This is a genomic window from Mesorhizobium sp. M0491 (assembly GCF_040321265.1).
In the GTDB taxonomy this organism is placed as follows: Bacteria; Pseudomonadota; Alphaproteobacteria; order Rhizobiales; family Rhizobiaceae; genus Mesorhizobium.
Genome location: NZ_JAMYRE010000002.1, coordinates 1 through 15,122, shown reverse-complemented (window position 1 = coordinate 15,122; position 15,122 = coordinate 1). Strand labels below are relative to the sequence as shown.

Below are 15,122 nucleotides of genomic sequence, written 5' to 3'. Positions count from 1 at the left end.
CTCGATGATCTACGAAAAATCATGCTTGCTTGGGCGGACTTCATCGTGTGGTGCCGCGCAGTTGAACTGGCCGGTCAGCTGTCTAAAAGGCGCCATCCGGAGCTTCTGGAATTGTGGCCTGGGTCTGGCGGATCCGCGGGGCCCTAGTGCAGGTCCCGGCGAGCAGGTCCAGCGGAAACCGACATTCTCCTGAATATCATGATGACCACCCAGAGTGAGTTCAAAAGCAAGGCTGGAGACAGTCACCCCGGAGCGCACCGCGGGTCAAACAACCGGACCGTCTTCTTTATCGATGCACGCGCTGTCGCAGAGGGGTTTCCCAAAAAACTGATCGGGGTTCCCTTCATCGTCAACGAAGAATCTGGATTCGAACTCGAGATCAGCGAGTATCTCTGGGCTCGCAGGAATGCCGACTGGCTTGGATCGGGGATGCCTGGAGGCATCGTGGCCGAGGCGAGCGGCATCAAAAAGAAAAGAGCTTCTCTGAATTTCCTTCGCAACCGAGCATACCAACTGGATGCATTCCGGAGATGGTGCCGGCGCAGCGGGGTCTCCCACGTGTCGGCCACTGAGCCCCTCTTGGAGGAATACGCCGATGAAGTGGAGGAAGTGGCTGGAGTAAGACCGCAGGCTGTCAATCAATACCTTACATCGATCCTGGACTTCCTGTTTTTCTGCTCCTGGCGTGGTTGGCGCGACGTAGTCCGTCTGGACAGAAAGCCTACGGCATCAGGCGCTGGCGCTCCCCTCCTGCTTAGAGTGGAGGACGTCCGTGAGATCGCGACTTGGTATCCCGAAAAGGACATTCGCGACTTCATCTCCCATTTCGAACTCGGGTCAGCGATGTTGGCGGCCGAAATCCTGTACGAACTTGGCTTGCGCATCTCGGAGATGCTCGCCCTGACGATCCATTCGTTTCCCAGTCCAGCCGCGTGGCTCTCGGATCGGGCCAGACGCTTTCTCAAGGTGGACGGGAAGGGCGGGAAGAGGCGGAACGTGCCTCTGACCTATGCGATCTGCGAAAGGGTTGCGAGGCACATCATGTCGGGGCGGCGCCTGTACGCCGGGGGCGCTGCGGAGCTGACCGAGAGCCTTATCCTCGGGCCCAAGAAGGGCGGCGAATACGGGCCGATGACCGCCCGCTATCTCCAGGAACAATTCGCGATCGCCCGCGTCGCGTCCGGAAAGTCGGGGATCAGCCCGCACATCCTCCGCCACCACTATGCAGCCCATTACCTCCTGAGGGCGTGGACAGAAAGGTCCCGGGCCAGGCATTCCAGGGCCGATCTCATTGACGTTGAACCCGTTTCGTTGCTCTCGGCGGACCTCCTGATCCTGAAGGACTCGCTCGGTCACGCGTGGATCGAGACAACACAGGGATACCTGAAGGCAGTAACGGCTCTCGTTGGCGCAGACTTGCAAGAGGAATACGCCGCGAAATTGGAGTCCGTCCGATGAGCTATATCATTCGAGGGCGCTACGTAGACCGGATTACGCGAAGGACCGAGAAATGGGAGCTGGACCTGTCGGTCCTGGCGACCGGAGAGAACAGGCAGGGAAAACGGTTTCGGGGCAGGCCGGCCCTTGCAAGCCGCGTCGCCGATGCTTTCCAGCTACTGTACAGGAAAGCTTCCAAGTCCACTGCAAGCATCAGCAGGTCGTATTTCAGCTCGTTTTTCCTTTTCCTGGACGAGCAGGAGGCGCTTTCGAACGTGCTTCTCGGCGTCGAGCCAGTCCTGATCGATGACCTTGATTGGTCCGAGCTGGAGGCCATCTGGCGCCAATTCATAAACTGGCTGAAGTCGCGGCCTGGCAAGTCCCACTACAAGGTGAACTGGGTGGTGCACTCCGTCTTCAAGGCGGCTCACGAACTTGCGTACCGGCGTGGCGAGACCTCGAAGGGCACGCTCGACATCTATATTTACTTCCGGGACAGCGTCCGGTCATCCTATGGCGGCGATGTCCCCGGCTTCGAAGAGGGGATCAGGCTCTTCAAGGCTTTGGCGGCTGCCTGGCGCGACGCGCTCAAGGCAATCAGCGCTGGACAATCGATGGCGAGAAACGGGCGGGACCCATGCGGAGGCCGTTCCGGACTTTGCCGTTGGGGCGGAGGCCTGTGGCGGCGCTGCGAAAACCGTCTTTGGACAATCTTGAACGACCTGCCTTTTGGCCCGCTCAGCAGACGCCCGGGGAGACGGTTGGCAGACTGCTTTGGAGATCGGTTGCCGGACGCGGAGGTGGCGACGCCGCTTGCCGTGCTCAGGCCGGGCATGTGGAGCCACGTCCCGTCTGTCTTGCTGAGCTGGAGGGAGATCGCGGTGGCCTTCGCAATGGTGTGCATCAAGACGGGAATTAGCCCCGATGCGATCGCTCGAATGACCGTCGAGGACTGGTATGGACCTGACCCGATGCATCCCAATACGCGAGTCGTCCTGTATGGGCCTAAGAGGACGCCGGGAAACCCGGGAAAGCTCCTGAAAGCGTCGTCTTCCACTCATCGGCTGACGCACGCGTATCAGATCATACTCCGGGTTATAAAGGAAACGGAGCCGCTGCGCGCGCGGGCATCTGAGATAGCCAAGTCGACGGGAGACAGGAAACTGGCGAAGGCTGCCGAGCTGATCTGGATCTACCCTTCTCCGAAAAACGGCCTTGGCACGCTGCTTCCTGGCAGCAGCGGGATGCGGCAGAAGATGCAGGCGTTTCTCAATCAGCTGCTGGCTGACAGGGGAGCCAGGAAAGAAAACGGCGCGGCATTCGAATTCCTGTTTACCATGGGACGGGATCTATGGGCGGCTTTCGTATATCGGCGCAGTGGGTTCAGCCACCTGATAACGGCACAGGCCCTCGGTCACTCCAACCTGAAGTCCCTTCTCCACTATCTGGAGAAACGCGAGATGCAGATCAGCGATCGCAAGCGCCTGATTGACCTCCAGGGCATGGTCCTCGCGGACCTCCGGCATGGCCGATATGACCCAAAGAGCTACCGCGAAGGCGCCTCAGCAGTCCGATCTTCGAAGGGGGTCGAGTGTACCAACTTCGAGCATCCGTCGCAGGAGGCCGATCCAGGGAATCCCGGCGGCAGGCCTTGCCGGGCTCAACGTTGTTGGGCGTGTTTCGACTGGTATGCGACCGTCGAAAGCCTTCCGTACCTGTTGCGAATGATCGCAGATTTGGAGGCTATTCGAACGGAAGTGGGCTGGACTTTGTGGGAGACGAGCGACTACCCGATCATGTTGGCGGTCTACGAACACATCGTCAGTAAGTTCCATGTTTCACACGTGAAGGCGGCGCGGACCGCTGCGGCGGAATTGCCGCCCATCGTTACGCTGGCCCGATTCCTGAACCTGAACAGGGGGCGCCGATGACCGCGCTCGCGTCTGCCAGCGGGCTCTCGATTGCGCGCCCCGAATCTCTTGCGGCGGCTTGGGCGGAGGTCTCGAACGTCGGCTGGGAAAATCAGCCTGAAGCATTCAGAACGCTGTATCCAATGCCGGGAGATCAGGATTTCGACGATGACGAAACATTCCTAAATCTGCCAATATTTTTGACGCCGGAGGGAATTGTTGTTTGCGTTAAGGATAAACACTGGGAATTTCCGAGGCCGTGGAGGCGGCAGCTTGAGACTAGAGTGCCAAGTAGTCTTAGGCTCAATTTCGATGTTCAGTTCAATGGAAAGAGATTGCATTATGCCCCTGCGGGAAAAGCTTTAGACATTGCTTTGCGGCGGGCGGTCTACCTATGCATCTTCCGGTCCCGGAGACCGCTGTCCATAAGGACTTATAGGCTGCGGCTGGAAATCTTGGCCGCGTTTATCAGGCATGCCATTGCGTCGGAAAAGCGGCTGGCGGACCTGGATTTTCCTGATCTGGCAGAGGTCGTGAACGGATTGAAAGGGAAATGCGCTGGAAGCGTCAGGCTTGTTTATGATGAACTCAGATGGTGGCAGGAGCAGCCAGGCAAGTCTTACGGGTTCTTCACGCCTCCGCCGTCAGTCGAATCCATCCGGGCGCCAGGGGCAAGAGGCACAGGGTTCGACCCCAACAGAATCCGGGATGACGATGAATCACCAGCGAGCACGAGCCGTCCTAAACCGTTGCCCGACAGGTTCATTGGCGCACTAGGAGAACTCGCGGTATGCCTCATTGACGAGGTCAGACCAGTAATAAACGCAGCCTCAGCTGATCTGGTTTCAGCAAGCGACACGTTGTCCCCGGCATCGTTTTCAAAAGTATCTGTGGAGATCATACGAAGTTTTAGGTGGCCAAAGGCCTTCGCCGTAACAAGCGTCCGGGGATTTCGGGCCCTGTGCAACGACTGCCAAACCGCCACTCAAGCGCTCGTGAGCCTGCTGCTGGGACCTCGTGCCGAGGAACTGCTCTCTCTGCCCGGGAGTTGCGTGAGACTTGACGGGCCTGACGACACAGGTGGAATCCTGGTCGGTCATACGTACAAACTTACCCCGCTGTTCCCGGGCGGAGATCGCGACTGGCCGCTTCATACTCTCCTCGGGAGAGCCATTGCCAGCCAGCGGGAATACGTGGAGATCATAGAGGGACTGGAGTTTCCTTACCTCTGGAGGAGCCACAGGACGCTGCTGCGGGCAGGAATGCCCGCTCGAGGCATCTGGAACCAACTGAACAATCTCGTAAATCGCCGCGGGCTAAAGGCATTGCTCGATGCGCCCACAATCCATCACCACCGTTTCCGCAAATCGACGGTCCGGCTAGTTGTCCTCGCGCTGAATGGCGGACCAATGGTTGTGAGGCGCCTGCTGGGGCACCGGGACCTCGCCATGACGCTAATTTACATCCTTTCCGATCCGACGATCATTCAGGAGTTGAGGGAGCTGTCCGATGAAGATCGGCGCCGGCGCGCCGCGGAATTCATCGAGCGAAGCTCGGAGGTGATGGGAAAGGGCGGGGAAACTCTCCGCAAGGCCGTTGCTGCTGCGAAGGAGAACCTGAGCCTGTTCGTGCCAGAGGGCAGGCGGAGTCAGGCCGAAGTCACCACAGCGAAGGTCATCGACTACCTTGCGGACCGTCCAGACGGGCTCGTTGTCCAGCAGCTCGTGCCGGGTCTCGTCTCCTGCTTCCGCCCGCTGGGAGAACCAGGCGCCTGCTGTTCTGCCGCCGGCCTTCCGAACGTCGCCAACTGTGATGCCGACTGCATATGGCACGCCATGCTCGGGACGTTCCGCCAACAAGCCGTCGAGAACGTGGAAAACGCGTTGAGGCACATTCGCAGGGACGGGCGCAGTTCATTGTCCAGAGAGCATTATCGAAGTGTAATCCTTGGCTGGCTTGAGAAATTTCCAGACATCGTAGCCCAGTTCGAAGATGACAACCTGTTCCGGGAGTTGATCGCATGAGGCAACATCCGACGTCGCACGACACGGTGCAAGCGATTGAAGCGGCCATGGCAAAATACGAAGCTCAAGTTCTCGATCCGCTGAGGTTCGACGAGAGGACCGGCCTCTATGTCTATGGCGAACGGGTCACGATCAAGGCGATCCTTGAGCTCGCTGGGGTGCGGTCGCGCAGCACATTGCATGCCGACCATCATGAAGGCTTGCGCGGCAGGATTGATGACCTGATTAGAGACTTGAAGTTAAAGACCGGAAAGGCGCCGCGTCGCATCAGCAGCGAAAATGAAACGGCAGAACACGGGGTCCCGCGCGTCGATGCTTTGGCTCAGACAATTGCCGCACTGAACTTTCGCCTCATGAGACTTGAAAAGGAGTCTTTTCCAGCGGCGGTTGGTCAGGCGAATCTCCCAGGCGCCGCTCGTGACAGGCGTCAAAGACAGTCTCCGTCTCGACGATAGTTTTCCTCCGGCACCGATCCCGGCATCGCCGAAATGTCTATCATCCAGATTTGCGAACGTCTGAGCCGGCTGGAGCGGGCAGCGGGAATCGAACCCGCGCTAAGAGCTTGGAAGGCTCGTGTGATACCATTTCACCATGCCCGCGGCGGTGCCATCGGTAATGAACGGGCCTGGCTCGGTCAAGTCATGATCGTAGCTTATTGGCCACCTGCGTGGCCCTTTTTGGACATCATCCTGCTTAGAAGAGAGCGATTTCTGGGAGGCTAAGCCAGATCGGGCTTGAACGCTACATAATGTTCAAGCACCCTGAGTCTGTTGGGTACTATGCTGGTTGAACCTTTTGAGTGCGCATTATGGCTTTCCAAGCTGAATATGCGGGTTCGATTCCCGCTACCCGCTCCAGACACTTATCCCATCACCGGCAAGCCGAAACACTGCGCACGAGGCGCGCAGTGCTCCAATTGTCGTGGCTGTGCCGCGTCAGCTGTTGAACGCGGTGGCGACCTGGTGCTGCTGCGGCACCTGGCCGTTCGGCGTCAGTCTGTCGACGATACCGGGCAGGGCGGTGGACAGTTGCTTGAGCAGTTCCTGCTCGTCCAGCCCAGTCCGTTGCGCGATCTCGCGAATGATCTGCGGTCCGATCGCGGCGCCAAGATCGTTGGCGTTGATCGACTGGTTCTGGCCGGTGCCGACCCAGGAGTCCGCGGTGTTGCCATGTCCGGCATCCCGGAGCTTTTCGAGCAGTCCGCCAAGGCCGCCGAGCAGGCCGCCGTCGGCCGATGTGGTTTCCGTCGGCACGGGGGCGGTCGGAGCGGGCGCGGGAGACTGCTCTGGCTCTTCGGCATTTCTGCCGCTCAGCATTTTGCCGACCAGCAATGCGCCGAGCGCGATCATCAGGGGTTTGGTGATGTTGCCGCCGGGAACGGCATTGTCAAAAAGTCCCATCGTGGATCCTCCATAGCGACCAAGGCCCGACCCCTCCTCAACAATGAAGCATTCGGGCGGAATTTCAAGCTGGCTTGAGGTTTGGACAATCCTATGAAAATGTTCGGCTGGCGAGGGGATGGAGAGGAAAAAATGGGTATCATCAGCTGGATCATTCTCGGCGTGATCGCCGGTTTCATAGGCAGCAAGATCGTCAACAAGACCGGCCAGGGTGTCATCATGGATATCGTGCTGGGCATCGTTGGCGCCATTGTCGGCGGTCTGATCTTCAGTGCCTTCGGCGCGTCAGGCGTCACGGGCCTCAACATCTACAGCCTGATCGTTGCCGTCATTGGAGCGGTAGTCGTTCTGTGGGCCTACCATCAGTTCAGCGCAAGGCGGACGCTTTAGGCGCCTGCGGATCGTCTGAGGTTTCGAGTTTCCGAAGGCAAGACCGGCTTCGGGCCGGTACGTGCAGCGGCTCGTCTATGGCATCAGCACTGCATCGGCGGCGACGAAAAAGATCAGCGTTCCGGCGATGAACACCGCCCAGCCGACAAGCGACTTGCGGATGGCGGCCTTGTGCTCGGCGTCGGAACTCTTGTTCTGGTCAAAATCGGTCACGGGGAACTCCGTTGGCTGATTGATCATGTCGTCGTCGAACGAACGATGCTTCGCCGAGTAGACGATCTTTTTCGGCCCGGCAACTGCTCATGCGCGGGTGCTTGGATGCGGAGGCTCCAGGTTTTGTTTATGCACGTCGTTCTCCCAAAACCGGGGCCCCTTTTGGGCGACATGCGTCAGGCGACGACGGCCAGCCGGCGCTGATCCAGCGACACGATGGTCAGCCCGCTGCCGACGACCAGCAGGATGCCACAGATCGCCAGTGTGTTGGGGAACTGCCCGAACACCAGCAGGCCAGAAATGACCGCCCAGACGGTGAAGCAATAGTAGAACGGCGCCACGGCGCTTGTCGGTCCGACACGGTAGGCCATGAAGATGAAGAAATGGCCGAAGATCAGGAAAAATCCGGCGCCGGCCATCAGCAGCAGGTGATGTGCCCCGGGCATGACCCAGCGCTCGAAAACCAGATGCGCGGCGCCGGCGCCGATCAGCACCACGACGACGGCGGAAATCGCCACGATCATCCCCCGCACCACGGCCGCGACCCGCCGGCCGGCAAGGTCGCGCGCCGCCGCAAGGGCTGCGTTGCCGAGCGCCAGCAGGGCGTAGATCGAAATGCCTTGCATGGTCGGCTGCGCCACCATCAGCGCGCCGACGAAACCGAGCCCGATGAGCGCCATGCGACGGCTGCCGATCCGTTCGCCAAACAGGATCGAGGAGCCGACCAGCATCAAGAGCGGCGTGATCTGTCCGAGCGCGGTGGAATCGGCAATCTGCATATTGGCGAGCGCGACCACATAGCAAAGGATCGCCGCCAGCTCGAGCACGTTCCGGCTCAGTACGCGCTTGTCGAAGATCAGCGGGATCTGCTTGCCGTAGCCCAGCGCGAACAACAGCGGGAAGCCCCAGAGCGCAGCCGCGGCACCCCGCAGAAACAGCACTTCGTAGGACGGCAGGCCTGCCGTCGCGAGTTTCATCATCGTGTCGTTGACGAGATACGATCCCGTCGAGACGATCATGAACAGCGGGCCGCGGATAGAGGCAGGGATGAAATGCATCTGGCCACAAGATCAGAGGCGGGTGGTGGCGGCAATGGTCCATGGCCTGGCCATGAATCAGACAGGGCCGGGCAAGCAAGCCAGCGCTTTCGCGGCCTCGATCGGTCGGCCCGCTACCCCTTCATTTTGCCCAGAGCCTTCCTATATCTTCGTCATATCCCCGCAATCGGATCGATGGTTCGGACTGAGTGAGACGGCACCCGGCCAAAAGACGCTTGTGTTTTTTGGCCTTTGTCGCTAATCGCCCCGCATTCGACTGAACTGAAGGTCTTCGACCGAACTGAAGATCCGGGCCGTCCAAGGAAAGAGACAATGGCAAAAGGTAAATTCGAGCGTAACAAGCCTCACGTGAACATCGGCACGATTGGCCACGTCGACCATGGCAAGACGTCGCTGACGGCGGCGATCACCAAGTATTTTGGCGAATACAAGCGCTACGACCAGATCGACGCTGCCCCTGAAGAAAAGGCGCGCGGCATCACGATCTCGACGGCTCACGTCGAATACGAGACGGCTGCCCGCCACTACGCCCACGTCGACTGCCCCGGCCACGCCGACTATGTGAAGAACATGATCACCGGTGCCGCGCAGATGGACGGCGCGATCCTGGTCGTGTCGGCTGCCGACGGTCCGATGCCGCAGACCCGCGAGCACATCCTGCTGGCCCGTCAGGTCGGCGTGCCGTCGATCGTGGTGTTCTTGAACAAGGTCGACCAGGTCGACGACGCCGAGCTGCTCGAACTGGTCGAGCTCGAGGTTCGCGAGCTTCTGACCAAGAACGAATTCCCCGGCGACGACATTCCGATCGTCAAGGGTTCGGCTCTGGCTGCTCTGGAAGACAGCGACAAGAAGATCGGTGAAGACGCGATCCGCGAGCTGATGGCTGCGGTCGATGCCTACATCCCGACGCCGGTTCGTCCGCTCGACAAGCCGTTCCTGATGCCGATCGAAGACGTGTTCTCGATCTCGGGCCGCGGCACGGTCGTGACCGGCCGCGTCGAGCGCGGCGTGGTCAAGGTCGGCGAGGAGCTGGAGATCATCGGCATCCGTCCGACGACCAAGACGACCTGCACGGGCGTGGAAATGTTCCGCAAGCTGCTCGATCAGGGCCAGGCTGGCGACAACATCGGCGCGCTGCTGCGCGGCGTTGATCGTGAAGGTGTCGAGCGCGGTCAGGTTCTGGCCAAGCCGGGCACGGTGAAGCCGCACAAGAAGTTCGTGGCCGAAGCCTACATCCTGACCAAGGACGAAGGTGGCCGTCACACGCCGTTCTTCACCAACTACCGTCCGCAGTTCTACTTCCGCACGACGGACGTGACCGGCATCGTGTCGCTGCCGGAAGGCACCGAGATGGTGATGCCGGGCGACAACATCACGGTCGATGTCGAGCTGATCGTGCCGATCGCCATGGAAGAGAAGCTGCGCTTCGCTATCCGTGAAGGCGGCCGCACCGTCGGTGCCGGCATCGTCGTCACCATCAAGGAATAATCGAGCCCGGCATTTGCCGGATCGACAAGAAAAGGGCGGTCTTCGGGCCGCCCTTTTTTGTTTGCCGGGCTATCGGCTACCGCCCTGTCGCTCGACCCTGTTGCAAGCCCTTGGACCTCGTCTAGTATAGGTTGCATCAAGGGGCTTTTTGCAGAATGGTTTCAGGGCGCCTTCACCGTTGTCGGGCATTGTGGTCGCTGGCCTTGATCTGCCTGCTGGCATTGCTTGCCGCGGGCCCGGTAGCCTTTGCGGCGGATGCGGCGCCGGATCTTGGGCCGACGATGCGGTTCGGCATTGTCCGCAGCAACGCACCGGGGTGCGAGCCGATCTGCCCGGAATGGATATCGGCCGAGGGCTCCATAGAAGCCGGCACGCCGGCACTCTTCAAACGCATGCTGAAGACGCTTGGCGGGCGGAAACTGCCTGTTGTCGTGGATTCTCCCGGCGGCAATGTCGAGGCGGCGCTGACGCTTGGCCGGCTGATCCGCAAGAACAAGCTCGATATCGCCATCGGCAAGACGGTGTTTTCCAGCTGCCAGCCCGGTGCGAAGGGATGCCAGGACCGTGACGCCCGCTACTTCGGCGATGTCATCGACTATGGCGCCATGTGCAATTCCGCCTGTCCTCTGATGTTTGCCGGCGGTATCAGGCGGGTGGCCGGCGAATGGGCCTATCTCGGCGTCCATCAGATCACCACGACCTACATCCGCACGAAATTGCAATACCGCACCACCTACCGCATCGTGGGGGGCAAGAAGAAGATCCTCAACACAAAGATCGTCAGCCGCAAGAACGCCGGCAGCTACAAGACCTACGAGATGAGCAAGTCGGTGGAGAAAAAGCTGGCGGCCTATCTCAACCAGATGGGCATCGAACAAGGCATGCTCGAAACGATGAAGGGCACGCCGGCCAGCGAAATTCACCAGATCGCCCTCGACGACATGCTGGCGATGAAGCTGGTCACCAGCACGGACGCTGTAGGCCTGTTGACCGCGGCAAGCCTGTGCGAGCCCGGCCGCCTGGCCACGAATTGCCGGGAAATGCCGGGGGACAAGCCTGATGGCCTGACGGCGACCGCGGCCAAGCCTGCTCCGCCGGCGATCGAACCCGAGCCGGCGCGACACGATGAAGAGCGGCGCGATGAAGACATGCGCTTCGTCGTCGTTCGCGGCACCAATCCGCTCTGCAATCCAGACTGCCCGGAATGGATCTCGGCGGAAGGCGCGATCACTCCCCAGACCCCGCAGAAGCTGCGCCAATTGCTCGCCACGCTCGGCAAACGGCAACTGCCTGTCGTGGTCAGTTCGAGGGGAGGCGACCTGTTCAGCGCCCTGGCGGCGGGACGGCTTATCCATGAAAGGAAGCTCGACGTCGCGGTTGGCCGCACCGATTTCGTCGGCTGTGACCCGGGAGCGTGGAATTGCCTGGCCAAAGAGGGCGCCTATGCCGGGCTGAGCATCGATGCGGGCGTGGAGTGCGATTCGGCCTGCGCGCTGATGCTTGCCGGCGGCATCAAGCGGCTTGTCGGTCCCCAGGCGCGACTTAGCCTCTACCTGATGGGGCAAAAGCAGATGGTCAAGGCCTATCTCGACGAGATGGCGATCGCTCCCGCCCTGTTCGCGGCGATCGAGCGTCGCTCGGTCGAGCGCCGGCTGGAACCCGGCATGATGCTGAAGGTCGGACTGACGACGAGCCTGCAATCGGTCGACGCGCTGACCGGCGCCACCATTTGCGAGGCGGTGCCAAGACCCGAGAATTGCCGGATCCGGCCCTCCGCCAATGCCGAGGCTGACGCGCCGGCCAAATTGTAGACCGCGGCGAAGCCGGAACTGGCCATCGAGGCAGGTTGAGACACTTCCGATTGTTCCGCTATCGTCGCTGCTGGCGGCGCCAGGCAGGCGGAGGATCGAGAATGAGCCAGGATATCCCGACCCTCTACGAATGGGCCGGCGGCGGCGAGGCCCTGAACCGGCTGACCCAGACTTTCTACGACAAGGTGGCGCAGGACCCGATCGTCGGGCCGGTGTTCAAGACCATGTCGCCGGATCATCCCGCCCATGTCGCGGCCTTCATCGGCGAGGTTTTCGGCGGGTCAAAAACCTACAGCGAGCAGTTCGGTGGCCACCGCGAGATGGTCATGCACCATCTGGGCAAGCATCTGAGCGAGGAGCAGCGCCGCCGCTGGATTAGCCTCCTGGCCGATGCAGCCGACGCGGTCGGCCTGCCTGACGATCCGGAATTCCGTTCGGCCTTCATGGGCTATGTCGAATGGGGATCGCGTCTGGCCAAGATGAACTCCAATCTCGGCGAGACGTGCGATCCCGAGACGGAACCGATGCCGGCCTGGGGCTGGGGCGTGCCGGGCGGACCCTATCGGCCGCTGAAAACAAAGTAACCTCTCGCCGAACGAGCTGGTCGTCAGCTGTCCCGATTTCTGGCGCAGGGGGGGTGAAGGTACGTTTGCTTGCAAACCACCCTTTACAGAGCGTGCGGAAGCTTTTAGGAAGCGCCTGCTGCGCCGACATGCGCACGTACGGGCATAGCTCAGTTGGTAGAGCGGCGGTCTCCAAAACCGCAGGTCGTAGGTTCGAGCCCTGCTGCCCGTGCCATTTCCAAAGGGAAATCAGGCACTTAGAAATAGCGCTACTCGGTTGAGAAGCCAAAACGACTGCTGCACATCTATTGCACGGACATGCACGTCCGCGGGCAGCGTCCGACGGTGGCGTAAAATCACACGATTCTGGTGGGCAACTTCACCGTAACGACAGCCTGGTTTGGCGCTGCTCGAGGTTCCACAAAGGTAAAAATTGGCGGGTTGGCACCAAGGAAGCTGGCTTGGCTCGAGTCGAGATTTGCTCCTTTGGTCCGAAGGATGCGGGCGCAGAATACAAACCATCCGACGCTCGGGCATAGGCTTCCATGCTATGCTTTGGACCGCTCGGCTTTGAGAATCTACAGCTTGTAGGCAGCAGGCGGACCAACGGATCCGCGTTCGATGATTGTGGTCGGCAGAATGAGCCTTTCAGCTGGCCGTGCTTCGCCCTTCAAGCGGCGGATGAGCAGTTCCGCGACGCTTTTGCCCAGCGCATAGACGGGCTGGTCGACGACGGTGATGGGCGGGGTCGTGACGCTCGTCCAGTCCGCGTCATGGAAAGTGATGAGCGAGATGTCTTGTGGAATGCGCAGCCCGCGCTGGCGCATGACCTTGAAGATCTCCAGGGCTATGAGACTGTCGGAGGCAAGGATTGCGGTCGGTCGATCTGGCCCCGACAGCAGTTTGTCGGCGAGCTTTCGCGTCTCGTCGGGGCTTGTCGCGCCAAGGCGAATATGACGTTCCGGTCGATCAATTCCGGCGTCCCGGCACACCTTGAGAAAGCCGTCGATGCGCTCACGGACCGATGAGGTGTAGATTTGTCCTAGGTCGCGATACTCATTGCCTTCGGCGTCAACCGCGGTCACATAGGCGATTTTGCTGTGGCCGGCGTCGACAAGGATACGGGTCGCCCGCATGGCGATGTCTCGATCGTCAACCGTAACCGTGTCGACATCGAGATCAGGCAGCGCCCGGTCAAGCAGGGCAAGCGGCCGGCCTGAACGGTGGATGTCGCGCAGGTGTGAGATGTCACGCGATTCCGACGGCGTGACGATCAGTCCGTCGACGCGCTTGCCGATCAACAGCCGCACAGCTGCCCTTTCCGCGTCGATCCGCTCGCCGGAGTTGGCCAAGATGACGTTGAAGCCAGCCGCCCTTGCCGCGTCGCTGATTCCACGCACCGCCAGGCTGAAGAACGGGTTTTCGATGTCTCCGACCACCACGCCGATGATGCCGGACCTGCCGGTCGTCATGCTTCGGGCCAGTTCGTTCGGACGGTAGTCAAGGGCCTTGGCGGCGGCCATGACATTGGCGCGGATCGTGTCGCTGACGACACCGTATCCGCCGAGCACGCGCGCGGCCGTCGCTTTGGACACATTGGCCACTCGGGCGACATCGCTGACCGTTATCGACTGGGTCTTGGGTGCGGTTCTTTTCATTGGATGAACGACTACAAGAGTTGTTGACGGAAGGTCAATCTGGCGATAACGATTATCAAAGAGACCGGTCTCAATCAATAAGAGACCGGTCTCTTTTAGAAGATTGCGGGCCGAGAGGCGCATGCCGCGGTCGCGGCGGCGGGCGATGTCAAGCGTGGGATTGCCGGCTCGACGTCAATACCAAGAAGAACAGACCTTCAGAGTGGAGAGAAGACATGAGCAGGATAGGAATTCTCAAGTCGTTGATGTCACCGGTCCGGGCCGGCGCAATGGCTCTTATGGCTGTGTGCATCGGCGCGGGTTTTGTTTCCGGAGCAGCCGCCGCGGATGACAATCCCTATGGTCTTATTGATGCGAAAGTCATCAGCGTTGGTACCATGGGTGATGCCAAGCCCTACGCTTTCACCCAGGCGGACGGCACATTCACCGGGTTCGACATCGAATTGTTCCGCAACGTCGCGAGCCGCCTTGGCTTCAAGCCGGACCAGGTGATCTTCACCGGTCAGGAATTCTCGGCGCTGATGCCTTCGGTTGCCAACGAGCGCTTCGATGTCGCGGTCGCGGCAATCGGCACGACGGAAGCGCGTAAGAAGACCGTCGACTTTTCCGACGGGTATCTTGCAGGCTATCTCTCCGTGCTTACGTCAGACAAGGCGATCACGTCGGCCGACGGGCTCAAGGGCAAGCGTCTTGGCGTCGTGCAGGGTACGCTGCAGGAAATCTATGCGGCGAAGAATTTTGTCGGGACTGATCTCGTCAAATTTCCTGACAACAATTCGGCCGTCTCGGCGCTCAACAATGGCACGGTCGACGCTCATTTCCTCGATTACGAGGCAGCCAAGGACTATGGCGTTCGTTATCCGGACTTGAAGATCGCGGTTAACATCCCGTCCTTCGACGCGCCGGCAGGCTTCGTCTTGCGCAAGGGCAACGACAAGCTTCGCGATGCGCTGAACACCGCCCTGCATGCGGCCATGCAGGACGGCACCTGGAAGACGCTTTATGAGAAGTGGTTCCCAGGCTCGCCGATGCCCGATCAATACCTCCCCAAGAAGTAACCGCACCCGGGGGGGGGGGGGGGGGGGGGGGGGGGGGGGCCGGCGGGGGGTGAAAAACAAAAACCACACACCCAGACCCGCAGGCGCGGGGGGAGGGGGTGGGGTGTGGTTT

At 60.5% G+C, this 15,122-nt stretch carries 13 protein-coding genes and 2 tRNA genes; 10 read left to right on the top strand and 5 right to left on the bottom strand.

Annotated features, from left to right (window positions below):
* Positions 1 to 198: 198 nt before the first annotated feature.
* Genes NKI69_RS01960 through NKI69_RS01945 form a run of 4 tightly spaced genes read left to right on the top strand, consistent with a single transcriptional unit; the run spans position 199 to position 5,826 of the window.
* Positions 199 to 1,458, top strand: coding sequence for a tyrosine-type recombinase/integrase (locus NKI69_RS01960; RefSeq protein ID WP_352719757.1), 1,260 nt, complete (start codon positions 199 to 201; stop codon positions 1,456 to 1,458).
* On the top strand, positions 1,455 to 3,368 hold the full coding sequence (locus NKI69_RS01955; protein WP_352719756.1) for a hypothetical protein: 1,914 nt from the start codon (positions 1,455 to 1,457) through the stop codon (positions 3,366 to 3,368). The genes NKI69_RS01960 and NKI69_RS01955 overlap by 4 nt, the downstream gene beginning before the upstream one ends.
* Positions 3,365 to 5,371, top strand: coding sequence for a site-specific integrase (locus NKI69_RS01950; RefSeq protein WP_352719754.1), 2,007 nt, complete (start codon positions 3,365 to 3,367; stop codon positions 5,369 to 5,371). Before NKI69_RS01955 ends, NKI69_RS01950 begins: the two co-directional genes overlap by 4 nt.
* On the top strand, positions 5,368 to 5,826 hold the full coding sequence (locus NKI69_RS01945) for a hypothetical protein (RefSeq protein WP_352719752.1): 459 nt from the start codon (positions 5,368 to 5,370) through the stop codon (positions 5,824 to 5,826). Before NKI69_RS01950 ends, NKI69_RS01945 begins: the two co-directional genes overlap by 4 nt.
* A 70-nt stretch (positions 5,827 to 5,896) precedes the next feature.
* Here the strand turns inward: NKI69_RS01945 and NKI69_RS01940 are convergent.
* Positions 5,897 to 5,970, bottom strand: a tRNA-Gly gene (locus NKI69_RS01940).
* Positions 5,971 to 6,306: 336 nt separating this feature from the next.
* On the bottom strand, positions 6,307 to 6,771 hold the full coding sequence (locus tag NKI69_RS01935) for a YidB family protein (RefSeq protein WP_352719750.1): 465 nt from the start codon (positions 6,769 to 6,771) through the stop codon (positions 6,307 to 6,309).
* A gap of 132 nt (positions 6,772 to 6,903) precedes the next feature.
* On the opposite strand from NKI69_RS01935, the gene NKI69_RS01930 reads away from it, so the two are divergent.
* Positions 6,904 to 7,161: a GlsB/YeaQ/YmgE family stress response membrane protein gene (locus NKI69_RS01930; protein ID WP_352719748.1), complete on the top strand. Its 258-nt coding sequence runs from the start codon at positions 6,904 to 6,906 to the stop codon at positions 7,159 to 7,161.
* A gap of 75 nt (positions 7,162 to 7,236) precedes the next feature.
* On the opposite strand, the gene NKI69_RS01925 is transcribed toward NKI69_RS01930, so the two are convergent.
* Both NKI69_RS01925 and NKI69_RS01920 read right to left on the bottom strand, forming a co-directional pair.
* A complete protein-coding gene (locus NKI69_RS01925) occupies positions 7,237 to 7,374 on the bottom strand; it encodes a hypothetical protein (RefSeq protein WP_164778452.1) in 138 nt (45 codons plus the stop codon).
* Positions 7,375 to 7,550: 176 nt separating this feature from the next.
* Complete coding sequence (locus NKI69_RS01920; RefSeq protein WP_352719745.1) at positions 7,551 to 8,432, bottom strand: DMT family transporter; 882 nt, start codon at positions 8,430 to 8,432, stop codon at positions 7,551 to 7,553.
* Between the two features lie 312 nt (positions 8,433 to 8,744).
* Here NKI69_RS01920 and tuf point away from each other — a divergent pair, with 312 nt between their 5' ends.
* From tuf to NKI69_RS01900, 4 genes are all read left to right on the top strand, one after another.
* Complete coding sequence (tuf, locus tag NKI69_RS01915) at positions 8,745 to 9,920, top strand: elongation factor Tu (RefSeq protein WP_095090666.1); 1,176 nt, start codon at positions 8,745 to 8,747, stop codon at positions 9,918 to 9,920.
* Positions 9,921 to 10,075: 155 nt separating this feature from the next.
* The gene (locus NKI69_RS01910; RefSeq protein WP_023814282.1) at positions 10,076 to 11,731 is read left to right on the top strand and encodes a COG3904 family protein; all 1,656 of its coding nucleotides are present in this window, start codon (positions 10,076 to 10,078) and stop codon (positions 11,729 to 11,731) included.
* A gap of 101 nt (positions 11,732 to 11,832) precedes the next feature.
* A complete protein-coding gene (locus NKI69_RS01905) occupies positions 11,833 to 12,315 on the top strand; it encodes a group II truncated hemoglobin (protein ID WP_023814283.1) in 483 nt (160 codons plus the stop codon).
* A 138-nt stretch (positions 12,316 to 12,453) separates the two neighbouring features.
* Positions 12,454 to 12,529: transfer RNA gene (locus NKI69_RS01900), tRNA-Trp, on the top strand.
* Between the two features lie 343 nt (positions 12,530 to 12,872).
* Here NKI69_RS01900 and NKI69_RS01895 read toward each other — a convergent pair.
* Complete coding sequence (locus NKI69_RS01895) at positions 12,873 to 13,952, bottom strand: LacI family DNA-binding transcriptional regulator (protein WP_023814284.1); 1,080 nt, start codon at positions 13,950 to 13,952, stop codon at positions 12,873 to 12,875.
* 215 nt (positions 13,953 to 14,167) lie between these two features.
* On the opposite strand from NKI69_RS01895, the gene NKI69_RS01890 reads away from it, so the two are divergent.
* The gene (locus tag NKI69_RS01890; protein ID WP_023814285.1) at positions 14,168 to 15,010 is read left to right on the top strand and encodes an ABC transporter substrate-binding protein; all 843 of its coding nucleotides are present in this window, start codon (positions 14,168 to 14,170) and stop codon (positions 15,008 to 15,010) included.
* The last annotated feature ends 112 nt before the right edge of the window (positions 15,011 to 15,122 follow it).

Coding starts and splice junctions, on each gene's coding strand:
- tuf (WP_095090666.1), top strand. CDS start 8,745: ATGGCAAAAGGTAAATTCGAGCGTAACAAGCCTCACGTGAACATCGGC.
- NKI69_RS01950 (WP_352719754.1), top strand. CDS start 3,365: ATGACCGCGCTCGCGTCTGCCAGCGGGCTCTCGATTGCGCGCCCCGAA.
- NKI69_RS01945 (WP_352719752.1), top strand. CDS start 5,368: ATGAGGCAACATCCGACGTCGCACGACACGGTGCAAGCGATTGAAGCG.
- NKI69_RS01905 (WP_023814283.1), top strand. CDS start 11,833: ATGAGCCAGGATATCCCGACCCTCTACGAATGGGCCGGCGGCGGCGAG.
- NKI69_RS01890 (WP_023814285.1), top strand. CDS start 14,168: ATGAGCAGGATAGGAATTCTCAAGTCGTTGATGTCACCGGTCCGGGCC.
- NKI69_RS01930 (WP_352719748.1), top strand. CDS start 6,904: ATGGGTATCATCAGCTGGATCATTCTCGGCGTGATCGCCGGTTTCATA.
- NKI69_RS01960 (WP_352719757.1), top strand. CDS start 199: ATGATGACCACCCAGAGTGAGTTCAAAAGCAAGGCTGGAGACAGTCAC.
- NKI69_RS01895 (WP_023814284.1), bottom strand. CDS start 13,952: ATGAAAAGAACCGCACCCAAGACCCAGTCGATAACGGTCAGCGATGTC.
- NKI69_RS01910 (WP_023814282.1), top strand. CDS start 10,076: ATGGTTTCAGGGCGCCTTCACCGTTGTCGGGCATTGTGGTCGCTGGCC.
- NKI69_RS01955 (WP_352719756.1), top strand. CDS start 1,455: ATGAGCTATATCATTCGAGGGCGCTACGTAGACCGGATTACGCGAAGG.
- NKI69_RS01935 (WP_352719750.1), bottom strand. CDS start 6,771: ATGGGACTTTTTGACAATGCCGTTCCCGGCGGCAACATCACCAAACCC.
- NKI69_RS01920 (WP_352719745.1), bottom strand. CDS start 8,432: ATGCATTTCATCCCTGCCTCTATCCGCGGCCCGCTGTTCATGATCGTC.